The 20795-nt window shown below is 71.5% G+C and carries 22 protein-coding genes and 1 tRNA gene; 12 read left to right on the forward strand and 11 right to left on the reverse strand.

Annotated features, from left to right (window positions below; genetic code table 11):
• Positions 1 to 30: 30 nt before the first annotated feature.
• Positions 31 to 690, reverse strand: a complete 660-nt coding sequence (locus H030_RS35990) for a TetR/AcrR family transcriptional regulator (protein WP_051221380.1) — start codon at positions 688 to 690, stop codon at positions 31 to 33.
• Positions 691 to 771: 81 nt separating this feature from the next.
• Here H030_RS35990 and H030_RS28235 point away from each other — a divergent pair, with 81 nt between their 5' ends.
• A complete protein-coding gene (locus H030_RS28235) occupies positions 772 to 2106 on the forward strand; it encodes a cytochrome P450 (RefSeq protein WP_081690405.1) in 1335 nt (444 codons plus the stop codon).
• Between the two features lie 6 nt (positions 2107 to 2112).
• Here H030_RS28235 and H030_RS0100715 read toward each other — a convergent pair whose 3' ends face one another.
• Both H030_RS0100715 and H030_RS0100720 read right to left on the reverse strand, forming a co-directional pair.
• Complete coding sequence (locus H030_RS0100715; protein WP_051221384.1) at positions 2113 to 2772, reverse strand: cation transporter; 660 nt, start codon at positions 2770 to 2772, stop codon at positions 2113 to 2115.
• Positions 2769 to 3140: an ArsR/SmtB family transcription factor gene (locus H030_RS0100720; protein WP_035125695.1), complete on the reverse strand. Its 372-nt coding sequence runs from the start codon at positions 3138 to 3140 to the stop codon at positions 2769 to 2771. Before H030_RS0100720 ends, H030_RS0100715 begins: the two co-directional genes overlap by 4 nt.
• An 85-nt stretch (positions 3141 to 3225) precedes the next feature.
• Here H030_RS0100720 and H030_RS0100725 point away from each other — a divergent pair, with 85 nt between their 5' ends.
• The 6 genes from H030_RS0100725 (at position 3226) to H030_RS28245 (ending at position 6584) form a co-directional block, all read left to right on the forward strand.
• Positions 3226 to 3582 carry an ArsR/SmtB family transcription factor gene (locus tag H030_RS0100725; RefSeq protein WP_051221386.1) on the forward strand — a complete coding sequence of 119 codons (357 nt, stop codon included), beginning with the start codon at positions 3226 to 3228 and terminating at the stop codon, positions 3580 to 3582.
• A gap of 134 nt (positions 3583 to 3716) precedes the next feature.
• Complete coding sequence (gene arsM, locus H030_RS0100730) at positions 3717 to 4454, forward strand: arsenite methyltransferase (protein ID WP_027004696.1); 738 nt, start codon at positions 3717 to 3719, stop codon at positions 4452 to 4454.
• Between the two features lie 44 nt (positions 4455 to 4498).
• Complete coding sequence (locus H030_RS28240; RefSeq protein ID WP_051222419.1) at positions 4499 to 5137, forward strand: aquaporin; 639 nt, start codon at positions 4499 to 4501, stop codon at positions 5135 to 5137.
• The gene (locus H030_RS0100740; protein ID WP_027004697.1) at positions 5137 to 5556 is read left to right on the forward strand and encodes an arsenate reductase ArsC; all 420 of its coding nucleotides are present in this window, start codon (positions 5137 to 5139) and stop codon (positions 5554 to 5556) included. The genes H030_RS28240 and H030_RS0100740 overlap by 1 nt, the downstream gene beginning before the upstream one ends.
• 9 nt (positions 5557 to 5565) lie before the next feature.
• Positions 5566 to 5934: an ArsR/SmtB family transcription factor gene (locus H030_RS0100745; RefSeq protein WP_027004698.1), complete on the forward strand. Its 369-nt coding sequence runs from the start codon at positions 5566 to 5568 to the stop codon at positions 5932 to 5934.
• On the forward strand, positions 5931 to 6584 hold the full coding sequence (locus tag H030_RS28245; RefSeq protein ID WP_051221388.1) for a cation diffusion facilitator family transporter: 654 nt from the start codon (positions 5931 to 5933) through the stop codon (positions 6582 to 6584). Before H030_RS0100745 ends, H030_RS28245 begins: the two co-directional genes overlap by 4 nt.
• Before the next feature lie 99 nt (positions 6585 to 6683).
• Here the strand turns inward: H030_RS28245 and H030_RS0100755 are convergent, their stop codons facing one another.
• From H030_RS0100755 to H030_RS0100775, 5 genes are all read right to left on the reverse strand, one after another.
• Entirely contained in the window at positions 6684 to 7277 is a 594-nt protein-coding gene (locus H030_RS0100755; protein WP_027004699.1) for a hypothetical protein, read from the reverse strand.
• Entirely contained in the window at positions 7270 to 8154 is an 885-nt protein-coding gene (locus tag H030_RS38735; protein ID WP_155891755.1) for an ATP-grasp domain-containing protein, read from the reverse strand. Before H030_RS38735 ends, H030_RS0100755 begins: the two co-directional genes overlap by 8 nt.
• Before the next feature lie 38 nt (positions 8155 to 8192).
• Positions 8193 to 8372, reverse strand: coding sequence for a hypothetical protein (locus tag H030_RS0100765; RefSeq protein ID WP_027004701.1), 180 nt, complete (start codon positions 8370 to 8372; stop codon positions 8193 to 8195).
• A gap of 83 nt (positions 8373 to 8455) precedes the next feature.
• Positions 8456 to 8632: a hypothetical protein gene (locus H030_RS0100770; RefSeq protein WP_155891756.1), complete on the reverse strand. Its 177-nt coding sequence runs from the start codon at positions 8630 to 8632 to the stop codon at positions 8456 to 8458.
• Positions 8633 to 9091: 459 nt separating this feature from the next.
• A tRNA-Asp gene (locus tag H030_RS0100775) sits at positions 9092 to 9165 on the reverse strand.
• Between the two features lie 483 nt (positions 9166 to 9648).
• On the opposite strand from H030_RS0100775, the gene H030_RS0100780 reads away from it, so the two are divergent.
• Positions 9649 to 11010: a cytochrome P450 gene (locus H030_RS0100780; protein ID WP_231398332.1), complete on the forward strand. Its 1362-nt coding sequence runs from the start codon at positions 9649 to 9651 to the stop codon at positions 11008 to 11010.
• 21 nt (positions 11011 to 11031) lie between these two features.
• Here H030_RS0100780 and H030_RS0100785 read toward each other — a convergent pair whose 3' ends face one another.
• The gene (locus H030_RS0100785; RefSeq protein WP_196808947.1) at positions 11032 to 13284 is read right to left on the reverse strand and encodes a WD40/YVTN/BNR-like repeat-containing protein; all 2253 of its coding nucleotides are present in this window, start codon (positions 13282 to 13284) and stop codon (positions 11032 to 11034) included.
• Between the two features lie 126 nt (positions 13285 to 13410).
• Here H030_RS0100785 and H030_RS35995 point away from each other — a divergent pair, with 126 nt between their 5' ends.
• Both H030_RS35995 and H030_RS0100795 read left to right on the forward strand, forming a co-directional pair.
• Positions 13411 to 16365 carry an EAL domain-containing protein gene (locus tag H030_RS35995; protein WP_051221390.1) on the forward strand — a complete coding sequence of 985 codons (2955 nt, stop codon included), beginning with the start codon at positions 13411 to 13413 and terminating at the stop codon, positions 16363 to 16365.
• 10 nt (positions 16366 to 16375) lie between these two features.
• Positions 16376 to 17413, forward strand: a complete 1038-nt coding sequence (locus H030_RS0100795; protein WP_035125700.1) for an ATP-dependent 6-phosphofructokinase — start codon at positions 16376 to 16378, stop codon at positions 17411 to 17413.
• On the opposite strand, the gene H030_RS0100800 is transcribed toward H030_RS0100795, so the two are convergent.
• Complete coding sequence (locus tag H030_RS0100800; RefSeq protein WP_081690406.1) at positions 17410 to 18540, reverse strand: aldo/keto reductase; 1131 nt, start codon at positions 18538 to 18540, stop codon at positions 17410 to 17412. The genes H030_RS0100795 and H030_RS0100800 overlap by 4 nt on opposite strands.
• Before the next feature lie 46 nt (positions 18541 to 18586).
• Between H030_RS0100800 and H030_RS0100805 the strand changes: the two genes are divergently transcribed.
• Positions 18587 to 19093, forward strand: a complete 507-nt coding sequence (locus H030_RS0100805) for a hypothetical protein (protein WP_027004707.1) — start codon at positions 18587 to 18589, stop codon at positions 19091 to 19093.
• A gap of 2 nt (positions 19094 to 19095) precedes the next feature.
• Here the strand turns inward: H030_RS0100805 and H030_RS0100810 are convergent, their stop codons facing one another.
• Positions 19096 to 19905: a serine hydrolase gene (locus H030_RS0100810; RefSeq protein ID WP_027004708.1), complete on the reverse strand. Its 810-nt coding sequence runs from the start codon at positions 19903 to 19905 to the stop codon at positions 19096 to 19098.
• Positions 19906 to 19971: 66 nt separating this feature from the next.
• Between H030_RS0100810 and H030_RS0100815 the strand changes: the two genes are divergently transcribed.
• Entirely contained in the window at positions 19972 to 20655 is a 684-nt protein-coding gene (locus H030_RS0100815) for a class I SAM-dependent methyltransferase (RefSeq protein WP_027004709.1), read from the forward strand.
• The last annotated feature ends 140 nt before the right edge of the window (positions 20656 to 20795 follow it).

The raw sequence follows: 20795 nt of genomic DNA on the forward strand, positions 1-20795 counted from the left end.
TTCGCAGTGTTCGACGCCCTACGCGCCGGTTCAGGCCGCGCGCCGCTCCGGGTCCTCGATCTCGTCGCGCAGCTCGGCGTCGCGCTCCAGCGCGCGGATGAAGACCGACAGCGCGGTACCGAGCAGCGCGGGCGAGACGTGGTCGCCGTCGGCGACGCGCATCAGGCCGAGGCCGAAGCTCAACCCCAACATGACGTCGGCGGTGTTGCGCGCGCCCTGCTCGCTGACCGGCAGGCCGGAGTCCGCCGCGCTGTCGGCGCAGAAGCCCGCGAACATCTGGCGCAGCGCCTCCAGGCCGCCGGCGAAGCGCTCGCGCATCTGCTCGTCGCGGGCGGCGGCGACCCAGAACTCGATCAGCAGACGGAACGCCTCCGGGCTCGCGTCGAGCTCGCGCATCCACACGTCGCTGCCGGCCTGCGGGCGCTTCCAGGTCGTCTCGTCGCGGTCGAAGAGCGAGATCTGCTCGGCGATCTCGGCCGCCAGGTACTCCTCCATCAACGCGACCAACAGCTTGTCCTTGGAGCCGAAGTGCCCGTAGAGCGCGCCCTTGGTCAGGCCGGCCTCCTCGGCGACGTCGTCGAGCGTCGCCCCGGCGAAGCCGTGCGCGGCGTAGACCTTGGCGGCGGCCTCCAGCAGCCGGGTGCGCGTGGCCGCCTTGCGGGCGCTGCGGTCGAAGTGGCCGCGCGGCATCAGCGCGCGCCCCTTGACTCATACCGGTCAGTACATATACTCATCCGCACTCCGTCGACACTACCGCGAGAGGACCACGACATGCGGGCGACCTTGCCTCCCGGACCGCGAACGCCGGCGCTGGTGCAGACGATCGGCTGGTGGAGCCGGCCGACCGCGTACGTCGAACGGCTGCGCGACCGCTACGGCACGCGCTTCACGATGCGCCTGCTCGGCCAGCCGCCGTTCGTGGTGCTCTCCGATCCCGACGACCTGCGCGAGGTGTTCACCACGTCGCCGGAGGTCCTGCACCCGGGCGAGGGCGCGCGGCTGCTGGAGCCGATCGTCGGCGCCAACTCGGTGATCCTGCTGGACGAGGCCCCACACCTGGAGCAGCGCAGGCTGATGCTGCCCGCGTTCCACGGCGAACGGATGCAACGGCTCACCGGTCTGATGACCGAGCTGACCGATCGCGAGCTGGACTCCTGGCCGGCCGGCGAGCCCGTCGAGCTGCACGGGCGGCTCCAGGCGCTGACGCTGGAGATCATCCTGCGCGCGGTCTTCGGTCTCGACGAGGGCGACCGGCTCGATCGTCTGCGCGACAAGCTGACCGCGATCCTGTCGTTCGGCGAGAGCCCGTTGTCGTTGCTGCCGCAGGCCCAGGAGCGGCTGCGCGGCCGTGGGAGGTTCGGGCGCTTCGAGCGCGACCGCGAGGCCGTCGACCGCGAGTTGTACGCCTTGATGGAGGAGCGGCGCGCCGACCCCGGCGATCGCGACGACGTCCTGGCGATGCTGCTCGCCGCCGTTCGCGAGGACGGCTCGCCCATGAGCGACGAGGAGATCCGCGACGAGCTGCTGACCGCGCTGGTCGCCGGGCACGAGACGACCGCGTCGTCGCTGGCCTTCGCCTTCGAGCAGCTCGCCCGCGCGCCGCACGTGCAGGAGCGGCTGGCGTCCGACGAGGGCGGGAGGTACCTGGAGGCCACCATCAACGAGGTCCTCCGCCTCCGGCCCGTGCTGCCCAACGCCGAGCCGCGCCTGGTCAAGCAGGACGTCACGATCGGCGGGCACACCTATCCCGCGGGCAGCGTCCTGATCCTCGCGGCCGCGCTGGTCCACACCGACCCGAGGATCTACCCGGCGCCGCACGCGTTCCGGCCCGAGCGCTTCCGGGACACCAAGCCCGGCACCTACACCTGGATCCCCTTCGGCGGCGGCCGCCGCCGCTGCCTCGGCGCGAGCTTCGCGCTGCTCGAGATGCGCCTCGTCCTGCGTGCGTCCTCCGAGCGCTTCACGATCCACACCGCCGGCCCGCAGCAACCAACCCGCCGCCGCATGATCACGATCACGCCCGGCGACGGCGCACGCGTTCGGTTGGAACGCCGCTCGCGACCGGCGGCCGCCGCCGCGGATGCCGAGGCGGCGCTGGTGGCCTGACCGTCGTCAGCAGCAGTCGCAGACCTCGCCGCGCCAGGCCTCGCGGCCCTCCTTGACGGCCACGAAGGCGATGAACAACCCGATCAGCGGGTCGAGCCACCACGCGCCGACCGCCGCGTTGGCGGCCAGGCCGACCAGGACGGCGGCAGCCTGGATCCCGCAAAGCACGTTCTGCGTGCCCTCGCCCGCCGTGGCGCCGGAGCCGAGCCGGTCGGCGAGCTTGTGCTTGGCCTTGCCGAGCAAGGGCATCAAGATGACGCTGGTGGCCGTCAGCGCCATGCCGATCGCCGTGACGCCGGCGTGGCCGCCGTCGGCCAGCGTCCGGACGCTCTCGATCGCGACGACCGGCGCGAGGACGAAGAACTGCGCCGCGACCAGGCGCGCCGCGCGGTACTCGGCGGTGTCGGACAGGCGCCGGTCGCCGGTGAAGCGCCACACGACGACCACCGACGCGAGGCCCTCGATGAACGACGCGAAGCCCCATGCGGCGAGCGCGACCGATCCGGCGGCCAGGCCCTGCCAGATCCCGACGCCGCCCTCGACGGCCATGTAGAAGAGGCTGACCCAGGACAGCAGGACCGCCGATCGCGCGGCGCGCTGCCAGTCGGCGTCGCGCGCCGGCGCCGGGGCCGGCGCCGCCTGGACGACGGGCAGCTCGAAGCTCACGCCGGCACCGCCGGCGCGGCGGGCAGGACGGCGGCCAGCAGCGCGGCGCCGAGCACGGTGAGCGAGTACATCACCATCTTGCCGTCGCGCCGGGAGCGGACCAGCCCGGCGCCCCGGAGCTGGCGCACGTGGTGTGAGACCAGCTTGTCGGAGCGCTCGGTCACCCACGCCAGGTCGCAGACGCACAGCTCACCGCCGTTGCGCAGCGCGTCGGCGACCACGAGCCGCGTCGGGTCCGCGAGCGCCTTGGCCGCGCTGGCGGCGCCGACCAAGTCCTCCATGTCGGGTCGCGCGGTGCGCAGGGCCTCGGCCTTCGGCAGGTCGAGGCAGAGGAGGTCGCAGCGGTCGATCGAGCTCACGCACAACATCCTAACGACCATGAGATCGTTTGCCCGTCCTCACGCATAACCAAATAGCTTGTTCATAACCATTCGGTTGTGTATCTTCCGCGCCGTGAGCACCGCCCTTCCCGTCATCAGCCCCCGCGAGCGCCAGGCCGGCGGCTGCTGTGAGGCGCCGGTCGAGCCGGACCTGACCGCGGCGGCCGCGGTCGAGCTGGCGGCCGTCGTCAAGGCGCTGGCGGACCCGACGCGGCTGCGGATCGTGGACACGCTGCGCAAGGCGGCGCCGGAGGCGGTGTGCCAGTGCGAGCTGATGCCGTTGTTCGACATGTCGCAGCCGGCGTTGTCCAAGCACTTGAAGGTGCTCGTCGGCGCCGGGGTCATCGGGACCGAGCGGCGCGGGCTGTGGGCGTACTACTACATGTTGCCTGGGGCAACGGAGGAGCTGATCGCGTGGCTGAAGAAGTGACGTCCACGGCGGAGTGCTGCGCGCCCGCCGCGCAGGCGAGCTGCTGCGGGCCGGAGGAGAAGGCCGGCGGGTGCTGCGATCCACAGGCGCACGCGGCCGGGTCGTGCGGGTGCTCGGCGGGCAAGAGCGACGACGTGCGCGAGGTGGTGCGCGAGCGCTACGCCGAGGCGGCGCGCGCCGCCGCGAGCCCGGGCGGCGGGTGCTGCTCGTCGGTCTCGCTGGTCGACGCGTCCGGGACCGAGGTGTTCGGCAACGCGGTGTACGCGGGTGCGGAGGTCGACGGCGCGGGTGGCGCGCTCGGCGCCTCGCTGGGCTGCGGCGTCCCGACCGCGGTGGCCGACCTGCACGCGGGCGAGATCGTCCTGGACCTCGGCGCGGGCGCGGGCGCCGACGTCCTGATCTCCGCCCAGCGCGTCGGGCCGACCGGCAAGGCCTACGGGTTGGACATGACCGACGAGATGCTCGACCTCGCGCGCGCCAACGCCGCGCAGGCGGGCGCCGGGAACGTGGAGTTCTTGAAGGGGTACATCGAGGACGTCCCGCTGCCGGACGACGCGGTCGACGTCGTCATCTCCAACTGCGTCATCAACCTGGCGACCGACAAGTTGGTGGTCTTCCGCGAGGCCGCGCGCGTGCTGCGCGCCGGCGGCCGCTTCGCGGTCTCCGACGTGATCGCCGACGACGGCATGGACGACGCGACGCGCGCCGACATGGCCGCGTGGACCGGCTGCATCGCGGGCGCGCTGACCCAGCGCGAGTTCGAGGACGGGCTGCGCGCCGCGGGGTTCGAGGACATCGAGATCCGCGCGACGCACCGCGTCCACGAGCACGCGGCCTCGGCGATCATCCGCGCACGCCTCGCCGCCGCGTGACGACCGATCTACGCCGCCGCCTGCTGGCCGAGTTCCTGGGGTCGATGTTCCTGGCCGCGGTCGTCGTCGGGTCCGGGATCGCGGCGGCGCGGCTGTCGCCGGGCGACACCGGCCTGCAGCTGCTGGAGAACAGCGCCGCGACGGCGGCCGGGCTGTTCACCATCATCTTGATGTTCGGGCCGGTCTCCGGCGCGCACTTCAACCCGGCGGTGTCGCTGGTCGACGCGGCGCTCGGCGGGGTGACGTGGCGCGCGGCGTTGTCCTACATCCCGGCGCAGGTCGCCGGCTGCGTCGCGGGCGCCGTGCTCGCCAATGCGATGTTCGCCCAGGCCGCGGCGAGCATCGCCACGACCCACCGCGCGACGCCCGCGCACCTCCTGGCCGAGGTCGTCGCGACGGCCGGGTTGTTGTTGGTGATCTTCTCGCTGGCCCGGACCGGACGCGCCGCGAGCGCACCCGCGGCGGTCGGCGCCTACATCGGCGCGGCGTACTGGTTCACGAGCAGCACGAGCTTCGCCAACCCCGCGATCACGGTCGGCCGCATGTTCTCCGACAGCTTCGCCGGGATCGCGCCCGCGTCGGCACCCGCCTACGTCGTGGCGCAGCTTGCCGGCGGGGCGGTCGGCCTCGGCCTGATCCGGACGCTCTACCCTACGCCCGTGCGCGCGACGGTCGCGGCCTGATGTCCACCGTCCTGTTCGTCTGCCTCCACAACGCCGGCCGCTCCCAGATGAGCCGCGCGCTGTTCGACCAGGCCGCTCAAGGCAACCACCATGCCTTGAGCGCCGGCAGCGTCGCCGACCCCGACGGCCACGTGCATCCCGAGGTCGTCGAGGTCATGCGCGAGGTCGGCATCGACCTCACCGGCGTCCGCCCCGTCCGCCTCACCCACGAGCTGGCCGAGCAGGCCGACATCATCGTGACGATGGGCTGCGGCGACGCCTGCCCCTACATCCCCGGCAAGCGCTACATCGACTGGGACCTCCCGGACCCCAAGGGCCGGCCGCTCGAGGCGGTCCGGGCCACCCGCGACGAGATCGCCCGCCGGATCGCGGAGCTCCTCCACGGCGACGCCCGCATACCTGATGACCTGTTCAGCTAAGCTTTCGTCGTGGCCCACGGCACGAACCGACACGAGGCGGACCGGCTTGACCCGGCGTTCGCGCAAGTCGTCGCCGACACGATGCAGGCGCTCGCGACGCCGAGCCGCGTCCGGATCCTCGGCCGGCTGCAGGCCGGTCCGTGCTCGGTCAACGAGCTGGCCGAGGCGGTGGGGATGGAGGCGTCCGCCGTGTCGCACCAGCTGCGGCTGCTGCGGCACCTCGGGCTGGTCGTCGGCGAGCGCGACGGTCGCCGGGTCGTCTACGACCTGTACGACGAGCACGTCGGGGAGCTGCTGACGCAGGCGATCTCCCACGCGGAGCACATGCGCGCCGGGCTCTCGCGCGGCGTACGCGTCGCCGATGCGGCGTCGGCGTGAGCGACCACGTGCACGGCCACGCACACGGGCACGGCCACAGCCACGGGCTCGTGGACCCGTCGATCACGCGCTCACGCGACGGCCTCCGGGTCGTGTTGGTGTCCTTGGTCCTGCTCGGGATCACCGCCGCCGCGCAGGCGGCGATCTACGTCGCGACCGACTCCATCGCTTTGCTCGCCGACCTGATCCACAACGTCGGCGACGCGTTCACGGCGATCCCGCTGGGCGTCGCGTTCCTGCTGCGCTCCGACCGTGCCGAGCGCGGGGCCGGCCTGGCCGTCGTCGCCACGATCTTCGCCAGCGCCGTCGTCGCCGCGTTCTTCGCCGTCGACCGCATCATCAACCCGCTGCCGCCCGAGCACCTGCCGGCGCTCGCGCTCGCGGGTGTGGCCGGCGTGATCGGCAACGCGATCGCCGCCCGCGTCCGCCTCGCCGGAGGCCGCCGGCTCGACAGCGCCGCGCTCGTCGCCGACGGCAGGCACGCGCAGTCCGACGCGATCGTCTCGGTCGGCGTCGTCCTCAGCGCGATCGCGGTCGCGCTGGGCGCCCCGATCGCCGATCCGCTCATCGGCCTGGCGATCACGTTGATGATCCTGCGGATCACGTGGCAGAGCTTCCACACCGTCCGCAACGACGACCGCGGCCGCTGACGGCGGGGCCGGGTTCCGGCGGGTACTTCTGAGGGCTCAGGGTTCATCGTCACCGTGACGCCGGTTCCTGGCCGGCGCGCGTGTCGGATGGCGAACGTCCTAGGACAACAACAGCGCAACGAGACCTAGATAGCCCCCGGCCAAGCACCAGACGACGGCTTGACGAAACAACGTCAGCCGCGTGGCAAATGTGTTCTCGCCCTCCGCCATCATGCCGGAATACGCTTTCGCCAACTCGAGATCAATTGGTTGTTGCAGCGAACTCATTACGGCGGCGTGGATGTTTCGGAAGTCAGCCCGCGTGACCATGATCGCCGCCGCTCCGCCGACTCCGTACACGAGCGCCGCGAGCCCGAGGATCCACAGCACGCTGACCCATAGGTCCGGCCGGTGGGAAGCCAGACTCGCGCCCAGCCCACCAAGCGCCGCCACAGCCACTGTGAACAGCCACTGCGCCCGTCCGCGAAGAGCTTGTAGATCCGCCTGCTGGCGATCAGACTGGCGACGGCCCTCTTCGATCAACAGCTTGAGTTCATCCTGACTCCACTGGGTGACGTCCCCCGGTTTGAGTTGGTCAGCCGCGAACGCGGGCAACTTCTTGCCTGGGACGAGCAGACTGAGGAAGTGGATCAGATAGATAAACTGACTACTAGCAACCTCGGCCCGCTTAGACCACCCTGGCAACTTAGGCATGCTCTAGATACCTCGCGACCGCGGCGCTGACCTGCGAGCAGACGGGCTCGGGTAGAAAGAGCCACTGGCCGGCTGGATTCAAGTCAATGAACAGCCACCGCGTCCCGGTGTCGAGCCAGTCTTGACTGGAATAGCCCAACCCCATGTCATTCGCGATCTTGAGCGCAAGCGCCTCTAGCTCGGGCTCGGATGTCACACGGAAGCTGGAGTGGGCCGCCTCGCTGCGCCGCCAGTCCAGGGGCAACTCGTCCGCCTCAAGCTCGCAGCTCCACGCACGGTCGGCGCATGTAACGACGCGCAGGTGACGGCGAGCCACAATGCGCTCCTGCAACAGAAAGGGCGCCCCCGTTAGGGCCGCTAGGCGTGGGTCATCGCGCTGCATCTCCTGAGCCCATACCACCTTTGCATTCCCATCGAGCTCGACGAAATGCCCGGGGCCGAGTGGCTTGATCACCAATCGGTCCCCGAGTTGTTCCGGGATCATTCCAGGGCTTCGAACGACCGCTGTACGTGGCGCCGCAATTCCGAGTCGACGCGCGTGGGCTAGTTGCCGCAGCTTGTTCTCCGCTGCGAGCAACCGGGGGTAAGGCGTCAGCCAATCAACTCCCGGGTGGCTTGCTATCCCTACAACAAGAGATATGAAGGCGGCTCTCTCGGCCGAGGCTTGCGAGCCGGATACCACTGATCGGCGCCACCCGGGGGCGCTCAGCCGCCGCACCCACCCCCGCGAGTCAGAAAGGCCGACTGACCTAAGCTCGGCCGCGTCGCCCACTTGAAGAAGCTCGGCGTCGTCGAGGACGTAGTCAACGCCGTCCAGCGTCGATGCGTCCACAACGAGCGGCTCAGCGGATCCAGCAAACGCGAGCACCGCCTGCACGTGCTCGTCGTCGCGACTGCCGATGATGAGCGAAGAAGTCAGAGTTCGAGGATGTCGTCGTCGGGAACATCCTCAGTGTCGTCGTCGATGGTTTCCTTGGTCGCAGTGATGCGAGTCTCGCCGACCGTCGCCGAAACGGGCGCAGGCTCACCCAGAACGCGATAGAGCGAGTCCTCAATCACCAGCGACTCCGGCGAGTTATTCATGATGATCGCCAAACTCCTCGTCGATGGTTTCGATCGTCTTCGTCATGCGAGTCTCCCCCAAGGCAAGGGCGTCAGGAGCAGGCACGGCAAGCAACTCATACATTGAGCTCACCTGAACCGGCGATGATGTCGACGTCGAACTCAACAGCTTCAGCGTCATTGTCCACGGTCTCCTTCTGACGAGTGTGGGTCGTCTCGCCAGCGCGGCCGTTCGCCGGCACCGGCTCCGATAGAACCCCGTAGAGACTGACGAGGCAGCCTTCAGCAGTCACAGAGCCGACCATACGCGACGGAGATATGGCGAGATCACCGATGGTCAGGGCTCAGCCCTCGGATCTCTCGACTCAGCCTTGTGTCTAGCGTAACCAAGAGCAGGCTCATCTGATACGAGGTCCCCGCCGGTCGAAGCGGTTGGCGAACGCGAGCCTCGGGCTTCCGAAAGCGCACCCAGCGAGAATGATCGTGAAGCGCTGAGCATCGCAACGGGCACCCGGCTCGCCCGCGTCGCGCGGGCGATGATGATCGACGAAACGCCGTCGCCGCCAGCTCAAGGATCCCCGCGCGCGCCTGCGCAATCTTACGAACTGGGCGACCTGGAGCGCGCCGGGCACGTCGCTAAGCACGAGGCGATCGACGCCGAGGGTCAGGCCGACCGCGGCGTTCGCAGAGAGTTCTTCGTCCCCGAAAACACAAACACCGCCGCTCTAGCCGAGACGGCGGTGTTGAAAGGACGGGAGCGACGGGACTCGAACCCGCGACCTCCGGCGTGACAGGCCGGCGCTCTAACCAACTGAGCTACGCCCCCGAGTCGATCGGGACGCACATTATGGCAGCAGTTGGGTCGGCGTGGAGTGACGGGGTTCGCGCCTGCGGAGACTGGCGAACGCGGGAAGTGATGCGATGGACGACGCATCGGTACCGCTGAGGTTCGCAGTGGTAGGAGGTGTGGCCGCGGATGCGACGGATGGCGTTGCCCAGGGCGACCGTGACCGCGTGTACCGACGACGGCGGAGACCGCCGAACGCTTGGCGTGATGCGACGTGCCACGCATCGGTACCGCTGAGGCTCGCGGTGGCGGCAGTGTGGCCGTGGATGCGACGGATGGCGTTGCCGAGGGCGATCGGGACCGCGTGTACCGACGGCGGCGGAGACCGGCGAACGCGGGAGTTTCGGGACGCGTGTGACCCGGAAACTGGCTGGTTGGCCAAATCGGTTGTACGGTTCCGGCATGGGTGAGGTGAGGGTTTTTGCCCCGGAGGCGCCGACGAGTACGAACCCGTTCAGGCGGATGGCGGGCGACTATGCGATCGAGCGCACGGCCAGGGGCAAGTTCCCGCCGGGCGATACGGAGTTCTCGATGAAGCGGACGATGGGGTTCACCCGGGATCCGCTCACGTTGCTGCTGGACGCCTACGAGCGCTACGGACCGGTCTTCACGCAACGCGTCTTCCACCAGAACATCGTGTTCGTGCTGGGGCCGGAGGCCAACCACCACCTGCTGGTCTCCAACGCCTCCAACTACGAGTGGCGCACGGGGCACTACGGCGACCTGATGCCGCTCCTCGGCGACGGCATGCTCGCGATCGACGGGTCGTTCCACCGCCTGTCGCGCAAGGCCATGCTCCCGATGTTCCACCGAGAGCGGATCGCACAGGCGACCGATCTGATGGAGGAGGAGGTCGACCGCGCGCTCGCGCAGTGGCACGACGGCATGCAGATCGACCTGTACCACTGGACCCGCGAGCTCGCCCTGCGCATCGCCATGCGCGCGCTGTTCGGCCTCGACCCCGACGAGGCCCAGAGGACCCACGGCATCAACCCCGCCGACGAGTTCGAGAACGCGCTGAGCTTCTGGTCAAAGGACTACGTGTTGCAGGTCCTGCGCGGTCCGCGCTCGCCGTGGAACAAGATGCGCGCCGCGGCCAAGCGGCTGGACTCCGTCATCTACGCCGAGATCAACCGGCGCCGCGCCGCCAAAGACCTGGGCGACGACCTCCTCGGCCTCCTGCTCGCCACCGCCCACGACGAGGACGGGCGCCTCGCGCTCACCGACCGCAACATCCGCGACGAGGTCATGACGCTGCTCTTCGCGGGCCACGACACGACGACCTCGACGGTCGCCTTCCTCTTCTACGAGCTCTCCCGCAACCCGCAGCTCGCCGAGCAGCCGGACTTCGACCTGGGCACCGCCCTCGACGAGACCCTGCGCATCTACCCGCCCGCCTGGATCGGCCCCCGCCGCGCGATCGGCGACGCGACGATCGCCGGCGTCGACATCCCGGCCCGCGTCCCGGTGGAGTACTCCTCCTGGGTCTCCCACCACCTCCCCGACGTCTGGGACGACCCCTTCACCTTCAAGCCGGAGCGGTTCTCCGCCGCCAACCGCGACAGGATCCCCAAGGGCGCCTACGTCCCCTTCGGCGGCGGCTCCCGCACGTGCATCGGGATGCGCTTCGGCCAGGCCGAGATCCACGTGATCGCGTCGAAGATCCTGAGCAAGTACCGCCTCGAAGTGGATCCGGGCTACGCGCTCACCGTCCGCCAGATGCCGACGATCGGCCCCCGCGACGGCATGCCCGTGACCGTCCGGACCGCCCGTCCCGCCGCCGGCCTCGGCGGCGATGGCATGCACGAGCCCATCGCCGCCTAGAGAGCCGGAGCGCCGCGCGCGCTACTTCTTCTTGGCCCTGCCCACGTGCACGACCAGGACCTTCGACCCGTCGCCGTGCGACCGGAAGTTGCCCTGCCACTGCGCGACGAACGTGTTGTCGCCCTTCGCCAGGTTCCAGGACGACGTGAACGTGCCGTTGGCCGAAGCCGTCACCGTCTGCGTCCGCCACGACGTCGCCCCCGGCGCCCGGTAGGCCACCGTGATCCGCTCGTTGCCCGACGCCGGCTTCAGCGCCCCGGTCACGACGATGTGCGCCGGCTTCGTGTACTTCGTCCTCGGCGCGGCGATCGACAGATCGGAAGCCGCTCCGGCATCCCCACCGGTCGTCGAGTACAGCAGCGACTGCGTCCCGCCGAGCAGGTAGTCGGTCCCGCCGCCCGCGGCCACGCCCTCATCCGCGATCGGGTCGCTGACCACGAACTGCGGGTGCCACGTCGCGCCGCCGTCGTCGGTCCGCAGCAGGAAGCCCGTGGACTGCCGCACGTCGCCGAACGACGAGATCACCAAGTACCCCGACTTGGTCGACGAGAACGACATCCCGCGCGCCGCGTTGGTCCCGACGCCCGGCAGCTCGGTCCACGCCTTGCCGCCGTTGGCCGTCCGCCACAGCCGCCCGGACCCGTCGAGCAGGAACCCGTTGTTGGCATCGACGAAGTCCACGTTGCGGACGCTCAGCCGGTTGACCCTCTTCTTGTGACGCCCGACCCTGACCGTCTTGTACCTCCCCGGCTTCAGGACCGTCGTCCACGTCTTGCCGTTGTCGACCGACCGCGCGACGTCCTGCGACCCCCAGGCCACCACGGCGCCGCCCGCGCGATCGACGCCCGACAGCTGCACCGAGCCCACGGCCGCACCGTGCACGGCGCTGAACGACCCGCCGCTATCGGTCGACCGCCGGATGCCCGTCGGACCGACCACCATCACAACCGAGGCCGACGGCGCGTAGACCGCCTGGGCCCGCGCGGTCGAGCCGGTGTCCAGCGTCGCCCAGTGCCCGCCGCCGTCGTTGGTGTTGAACACCCCGCCCGCGACGTCCAGCGCGTAGCCGTCGTTCACGTCCGGGAACGAGACGTCCAAGACGTCCTCGGACGTCGCGACGTTCCCGCGCGTCCACGTCTTGCCGCCGTCGACCGTCCGGCCCAGCGTGCCGTCCGGACCCGGTGCGAACGCCGAACCCGCAACCCGCCCCGCGACGACCTTCGAGAACTTCCCGAGCAGCCGCCCGCCGACCGGCGCGAACGTCGCGCCCGCGTCGTCGGAGACGACCGTCGACCCCTGCTGCCCCGCCGCGACCAGCCGCGTCGCCGACGCCAGCCCGGCCGCGTACAGCGGGTCGCTCGACGGCGTCGGCCACGCCCAGCCGGTCCCGCCGTCCTTGGTCACGCCGACCTTGGACCCCGCCTTGGTCGAGAGCACGCACACATCCTCACCGGCGCACTCGACGCCGGTCAGGTCCTCGCCGTCCGGCGCGCCGTCGGGCTTGGCGACCCACGTCGCGCCGCCATCGGTCGACTTCAGGAACAGGTTCCCGTCGCCCACCGCGTAGGCGACCCTCTCGGTGGCGAACAGCACCGACCGCACCGGGCGGTCGGTCTTGGACACCGACAGCCACGAGTTGCCGCCGTCGGTCGTCTGGTAGATGTTGCCGTCGCTCGTCGCCACGAAGCCGACCGTCGGCGACCGGAACACCGCGTCGGTCGGCACCGCGCCGCCGCCGACCGCGCGCGTCCCCGGCACCGCGATCTTCGCCGCGAAGCGCGTCCCGCCGTCGTCGGTCTGGAAGACCTGGCCGCCCTGCTCGAACACGAAGCCCGTGTTGGCGTCCAGGAACGCCAGCGCCGCCAGGTTCGCCTCGGCCGGGCAGTTGGACTCGACGTTCGTGAACGCGATCCGCGTGAACGTCTGGCCGCCGTCGGTCGACCGCCGCGCCACGCACCCGCCGCCCGCGACCAGCGTGTTGCCGTCGAGCACCTGCAGCACCGTCAGGTTCGAGAACGTCCCGGCCGGCAGCCCGGACCACGACGCGCCGCCGTCGCCGGTCTTCAGCAGCGTCCCGAAGTCGCCCGCGGCATAGCCGGTCGACCCCGAGAACTGCATCGCGCGCAGCGTGTTGCCCTGCGGCAGCGGGTTGCCCCACAGCCATCCGGACGACCCGACCTGCACGTTGGCCGAAGCACCCGCCGGCACGACGGCGGCGGCCACCGCCACCGCGGCCAGCCCGACGCCCGCGCGTGACCGCAGCAGCCTTCTCATCGTTCCAAGCTCCTTGTTCATCGCCTTCATGTGCCGCTCGAACGAAGCCCGTGCGCAGAAGTTACGAAGGACACCCGGCTCAAGTCCCCGCGCGTGCCGCCGACCCCACGGAGGAAGACCTGCCCGATGTCCCTCCGCCACGCCCCCACCAGCGACGAAGAGTGGTCCCGCCTCCTCGGCCCGGCGGCCGATGCGACGACGGAGGGCCTCGCGGTCATCGACGCGACCGCGACGATCCGCGCGTCCAACCGCGCAGCACGGCTGATCACGGGCTTCCACGACCTCGACCAGGACGGCCTCGCCGGCCGCAACGCCGCCGACGCGCGCTCCACCGACGCGCTGCGCCACCCGGACGGCACCGCGATGGAGATCCCGGACCAGCCCGGCCCACGCGCGATCGCGACCGGCGCGCCGGTCCGCGACGTCCCGATGGTCCTGGCCAACCGCGACGGCATCACCCGCCACCTGCGCGTCAACGCGGTCCCGCTGTACATCGAGGGCGCCGCCGCCCCGTACGGCGCGGTCATCTCGATCACCGACGTCACCGCCTACGTCGAGGCCCAGGCCGCGCTGGCCGAGCGCGAGCGCGACCTCGCGCTGCTCGCCACCCACGCCGGCGACCTGATCGCGCGCCACGCGCCCGACGGCAGGATCGTCTACGCGGCCGGCGGCGCCAAGGCGCTGCTCGGCTTCGACGCCGAGCACCTCGTCGGCTTCTGGGCGGTCGACGTCTGCCACCCCGACGACGCGCAGGCGATCCGCGACGCGCACGAGCTCGCCCGCAGCGGCCGGCGCACGGTCGTCTCCTACCGCATCGCCCGCGGCGGCAACCCGGACGACATGATGTGGTTGGAGTCCACGGTCTCCCCCGTCCTGGACGCCGACGGCAACTTCGTCGAGGCGGTCACGACCACCCGCGACATCACCGCGCGCAAGCAGGACGAGCTGCGCCTGCGCGACGCCGAGGAGGCCGCGAGCCGCCAGCAGGCGCTGCTCGAGGAGGCCCAGGCGATGGCGGGCATGGGCTCGTGGTCGAGCGACCCGGTCCAGGACGGCGCGTCGTGGTGGAGCCCGGGCCTGTTCAAGATCTTCGGCGTCGACCCCGCGCGCAGCCGCGGCGGCTACGAGGCCCACGACGCGCTGATCCACCCCGACGACCGCGGCGCCCTGCGCGGCGCGCTGGCCCGCGCGGCACTCGACGGCGAGCCGTTCGACATCACCTATCGCCTGATCCGCCCGGACGGCGTGGAGCGCATCATGCACGGGCGCGGCGCGTCGGCCGAGCGCGTGGACGGCAGGATCACGCGCGTCTGGGGCACCACGCAGGACGTCACCGAGCGCCATCGCCTGGAGACCTCGCGCCGCGAGGCCGAGGCGCGCTTCCGGACCGCCTTCGAGCACGCGCCGATCGGCGTCTGCGTCCTGAACCTGCGCGGCGCCAACCCGGGTCAGTGGATCACCGTCAACCCCGCGCTGGCGCAGCTGCTCGGCTACGAGCGCAACTCGCTGCTCGGCACTCGGGTCGCCCGGATCGTCCACCCCGACGACGTCGACGCCGGCAAGCGCCTCCTCGGCGGGCTGATCCGCGGCAGGACCGCGCAGATCGAGACCGAGGCGCGGCTGCTGCACGCCGACGGGCACGTCGTCTGGACGCTCGTGACGGTCGCGGTCGTCAACGGCGACGACGGCAGGCCGGCCTTCGGGATCGCGCAGGTCATGGACATCACGGAGCGCAAGCGCTTCGAGGGCCAGCTGCAGTACCTCGCCGACCACGACGCGCTGACCGGGCTGTTCAACCGGCGCCGCTTCGAGGAGGAGCTGGAGCACGTGCTGGCCGGGGCCGAGCGCTACTCGCGCGCGGGCGCCCTTCTTGTCCTCGATCTCGATGGCTTCAAGTACGTCAACGACACGCTCGGCCACCCGGTCGGCGACGAGCTGATCGCGCGCCTGTCGGCGACGCTGCGCACCGAGCTGCGCGAGTCCGACGTGATCGCACGGCTCGGCGGCGACGAGTTCGGCGTGATCCTGCCGGAGGCGACCGAGGCCGAGGCCGGCGCGGTCGCCGAGAAGCTGCTGCGCGCCGTCGCCCGCGACGGCGTCGTCGCCGACCAGACGCGCCAGGCGCGCGTGACCGCGTCGATCGGCCTGGCGCCGTTCTCCGGCGCGGACAGGTTGAGCGCCGAGGAGCTGCTGGTCGAGGCCGACATCGCGATGTACGACGCCAAGGAGGCGGGCCGCAACCGCGCGGCGACCTCCGAGCGCGACGAGGACGCCGCCGGCGCGGGGCGCCACGTGTCGCGCCTGTCGTGGCTGGAGCGGATCCGGACCGCGCTGGTCGAGGACCGCTTCGAGCTGCATGCGCAGCCGATCGTCTCGCTCGAGCTGACCGAGGACGCGGCGCCCGCGTTCGAGCTGCTGATCCGGATGCGCTCGGACTCCGGCGAGCTGGTCCCGCCCGCGACGTTCCTGCCGATCGCCGAGCGCTTCGACCTGATCCCGCTGATCGACCGCTGGGTCGTGGAGCGCGCGGTCGCGCTGGTCCGGCGCGAGCACGAGCGCGGCACGCCGGTGACGCTGAGCGTGAACCTGTCGGGCAAGACGATGGGCGACGCGGAGTTCGCCGGCTGGCTGGAGGCGCTGCTGGTCGCCACGCCGGTCCCGGCCGGGAGGTTGATCGTGGAGATCACCGAGACGGCGGCGATCGTGAACCTGGAACGCGCGCGGGCGCTGGCCGACACGCTGCGGCGCCTCGGGTGCCTGCTGGCGCTGGACGACTTCGGCGCGGGCTTCGCGTCGTTCGCGTACCTCAAGCACCTCTGCTTCGACCTGCTGAAGATCGACGGCGAGTTCGTGCGCGGACTGCGCGACAACCCGACCGACCGCCTGGTCGTCGAGGCGGTCGTGGCAATCGCGCGGGGTCTCGGGACGCGGTCGCTGGCCGAGTTCGTGGGCGACTCCGCGACCCTGGACGCCGTGCGGGAGCTGGGCGTCGACTACGCGCAGGGCTTCCACCTCGGGCGCCCGGAGCCGGTCGACGAGGCGCTCCGGATAGCCCACTTGGGGGCTGGACGCACCGCTTAGCATCCTCGCCATGGCCAGGATCGGGGTATTGACGGGCGGCGGCGACTGCCCGGGGTTGAACGCGGTCATCCGCGCGGTCGTCCGCAAGGGCGTCGCGGATGGGCACGAGCTGGTCGGCTACAGGTACGGCTGGGCCGGCCTGCTGGAGCGCGACGCGGAGCCGCTGACGGTCGAGTCGACCAAGGGGATCCTGCCGCGCGGCGGGACGATCCTGGGGTCGTCGCGGACCAACCCCTACAAGAAGGACGGGGGCGGGACCGAGGCGGTCCGGGCGGGGATGGCGGCGTTCGACGTGGACGTGCTCGTGCCGATCGGCGGCGAGGACACGCTGGGCGTCGCGGCGCGGCTGGCGGCCGACGGCGTCCCGGTGGTGGGCGTGCCCAAGACCATCGACAACGACCTCAAGGGCACCGACTACACGTTCGGCTTCCAGACCGCGGTGCAGATCGCGACCGACGCGGTCGACCGGCTGCACACGACGGCCGAGTCGCACAACCGCGTGATGGTCCTGGAGGTCATGGGCCGCCACGCGGGGTTCATCGCGGCGCACGCCGGGATGGCGGGCGGCGGCGACGTGATCCTGGTGCCCGAGAGGCCGTTCGACATCGAGGTCGTCTGCGACCACCTGCGCAGGCGCCACGCGCACGGGCGGACGTTCTCGATCGTGGTGGTGAGCGAGGGCGCGGTGCCGCAGGAGGGGACGCTGACGACTTCGGGCGAGGCGGGCAGGCTGGACGCCTTCGGCCACGAGCGCCTGGGCGGGATCGCGGTGACGCTGGAGTCCGAGATCGAGAGGCGGACCGGCTACGAGACGCGGATGACGATCCTCGGCCACGTCCAGCGCGGCGGGACGCCGACCGCGTTCGACCGCGTGCTGGCGACCCGCTTCGGCGTCGCCGCCGCAGAGGCCGTGACCGCTCAGCAGTCCGGCGTGATGGTCGCGCTGCGCGGGACCGACATCGTGACGGTGCCGATCAGCGAGGCGCTCGGCGACCCGAAGACGTTGGACGACAAGTTCTTCGCCGACGCCGAGGTCTTCTTCGGCTAGGCCAGCTGCAGGCCGTCGGGCGCGATGTCCCAGCGGGCGCCGATCGCCTCGAGGTCGGCGTCCAGCGCCCAGCGGTCCGGCTTGGCGTCGCCGTCGTGGTCGGGCACGCCGCCCTTGAGCCTCATGGAGCGCGTGTTGTCGCCGATCGCGCGGATCTCGTCGACCTCCTCGTCGCTCAGCACGACGTCGGCGGGCGTGGCCGCCAGCTCGGCGCGTTGGCCCTCGACGGGCTTGGCGCCGTCCCAGGACTCCTGGATCAGCGTCGGGACGACCGACTCCACCGCGGGGTGCGCGAGGTTCCACTGCGCGGCGAGCTGGAGCATCGTCAGGCCGTGGCGCTCGGCGATCGGGCGCAGCGCGTCGAGACGCTCGACGCCGCGCTGGACCCAGCCGTCCGGGCGGAACTTGCGGTGGTCGAACTCGGCCATCGGCAGGCCGGGGCGCAGGTCGTCGTGGAAGAGCCCGCCGTAGTCGGCGACGCGCGTGATGACCTTGACGTCGTGGGCGACGGCGGCCGGCAGCGCGAGCTCGCCCGGCCACGGCTCGAACGGGTTGAGGATCAGCATCGCCCAGTCGATCGAGGCGCCGAAGCGCTCGAAGCAGTCGATCACGTCGAGCGTGAAGCCGTTGGCGGGGCCGGGCGCGACGCCGAGCAGGCGGGTCAGGCCGGCCTCACGCACCGCCTCCAGGCCCTCCCAGACCGCGGGGCTCGTGTAACCCGTGCGGTCCGGGTTGTGCAACAACAACAGGTCGAAGCGGTCGGCGCCGATGCGCTGCAGCGAGCGCTCGGTCGCGGTCCTGAGGTAGGACGCGTACTCGCTCTCCGGCCGCAGCCGCGGGTCGGTGAAGCGCGGGAAGCCCTTCGGCCCCTCGCGCTCGCCCTCGTAGAAGTCGTGGCCGACGGCGCCGACGAGGCAGTAGGAGTCCCGGTCCAGGCCCTCGAGCGAGCGGCCGAGCAGCGTGTCGGCCTCGCCCGCGCCGTAGACGTCGGCGGTCAGGACCGTCCGGACGCGCTCGTCCGGGCGGATCAGCGCGAGGTAGCGGTCGTCGTCCAGCGGGGCGCCGAAGTGCATGAAGCGGCCGCCCGACCAGGTGCCGAGCGCGGTGTGGGTGGGATCCAGGGACATCGTCCTGAAGGGTACGCGGCGGCGCCGAGTCTGGGAGGATCGGGGCATGCGCCGCCCCATCGCCCTGCTCGCGCTCGTCGTTGCGCTGCTCGCCGCCGCCGGGTGTGGCGGAGGTGGCGGGGGTGGGTCGACGACGGCCGACTCGAAGGCCGAGTACGGCAAGGAGCTCGCCGCGGCGACCGCGCAGCTGCAGAGGACGTTCGGCGACATCTCGGATCAGACGGGGTCGAACACGTCGTCGGCGCAGATCGCCGCGCGGCTGGACAGGGGCGCGGACGCGATCGACCAGTCGGCCGACAAGTTCGCCGCGATCACGCCGCCGGCGGCCGCGAAGGACGCGCACGCCAAGCTCGTGACCGGGCTGCACGAGATCGCCGATCAGCTGCGCAAGGCGGCGGATGCGGCGAGGAAGAACGACTCCAAGACGCTCGCCGCCGCGTTGCAGAACCTGCTCAAGGGCGACGGCGCGCAGAAGCTGGCGCAGGCGACGGCGGAGCTGAAGAAGCAGGGCATCGCGACGGACACGACGTCGAGGACGTCGACGACCGGCTGAGCTCAGCAGACGGTCGCGCGGTCGGGGAGGCCGCGGAGGAGGCGGCGCGCCAGTGCTTCGAGCGTTTGCTTCCCGTAGGCGTGCGTGCCGTCGCCGGTGGTGAGGATGGCGAGCGACACGCGCTGGTTGCCGCGCGTGAGCAGCGCGACCTGGTGGTCGACGCGGCCGGTCCCGGAGCCCCAGCCGCCCTTGAAGTGCAGCGTCCAGCCGCGAGGCGCAACTTTGGCGACACCCCAGCGCTGGCTGCGGACGATCGTCCGCAGCAGCGTGAGCGCGTAGGCGCGGTGGCGGGCGGGGACGCGGCGGTCGTAGTGCAGCAACAACCGCGCCTGATCGCGCGCGGTGATGGTTGAGTCACCCCACGGGTTGTTGATGGCCTTGAACGCCCTCATGCCCCAGCGTCCCGCGTCATGTTGTAGGCGTCGCGCGCCGCCGTCGAGCGCGAGCACGCGCGTGGCCGCGGCGTTGTCGGAGCGCCGGATCATGGGGGCCAACAGCGCCCGCTGGTTCCTGCCGAGCGGCTCGGCCGGGACGCGCTGCAGGTACGCGAGCAACAACATGGCCTTGAGCACCGACGCGCTCGGCACCGCCCGATCCTGCCTCCACCCCCACTCGCCGCACGCGGTCCGCACCGCGAACGAGATCCCACCCCGCCGCCTCGCCGCGTAGCGCTCCGCCGCGACGACACCGGGCTGCCACCGCGCCGCCGAGGCACGCGCGGAGACGTGCGCGGCCGCGACTCCGCCCACCCCCGCGCCTCCGCCCGCGAGCGCGGCTGCGGCTGCGGCTGCGATCCAGGCGGCGCGCCTCATGGCGCCGATGGTTCCCGGCGCGATCACCCTGGACACAGTGTCTGTTATCACGTACACTTGTACGCTATGACCAACAGCGCACCCGAGACGTTCGATGCGCACGCCGCGGCCTACGAGGCGCCGCGGCGGCGCCTGATCCCCCCGTTCGACGCCTTCTACGGCACGGCCGTCGACGTGCTCCGGATGCTCCCGGCACCGCCGCGGCGCGTCCTGGACCTCGGCGCCGGGACCGGCATGCTGGCCGCGCGCGTCGCCGCCGCCTACCCGGAGGCCGAGCTGGTCCTGGTCGACGGCGCGCCCGCGATGCTCGAGCAGGCCCGGAGCACGCTGGGCGAACGCGCGACGCTGCACGTCGCCGACCTGAACGACCCGCTGCCCGCGGGCGAGTTCGACGCGGTCGTCTCGGCGCTGGCGATCCACCACCTCGACGACGACGGCAAGCGCGCGCTGTTCGCCCGCGTCCGGGAGGCGCTCCCGCCCGGCGGCATGTTCGTCAACGCCGAGCAGGTCGCGGGCCCGACCCCCTGCTTCGACCGCTACAACCGCGAGTGGCACGAGGCCTCGGCCCGCGCGGCCGGCACCGACGACGCCGAGTGGGCCGCCTCGCTGGAGCGCATGCGCCACGACCAGCCCAGCGACGTCGAATCCCAGCTGCGCTGGCTCCGCGAAGCCGGCTTCGACGCCGCCGACTGCGTCTTCAAGGACCACCGCTTCGCCGTGCTCGTGGCACGACGAGCGACGGGCCGTTAACCCACACCCGCGAGGCCGATTTTCCGGCCCGGATCGTCGTGGCTGACGGGGGCCGACCCAGCGGCGCGTGGTGGTTCTACGTAAGACGGGTCGGCTCCCGTCAGGCGCGGCGAGACGGCCCGGAAAATCGCCCGAGCTTG

The organism is Conexibacter woesei Iso977N (genome assembly GCF_000424625.1).
Lineage (GTDB): Bacteria > Actinomycetota > Thermoleophilia > Solirubrobacterales > Solirubrobacteraceae > Baekduia > Baekduia woesei_A.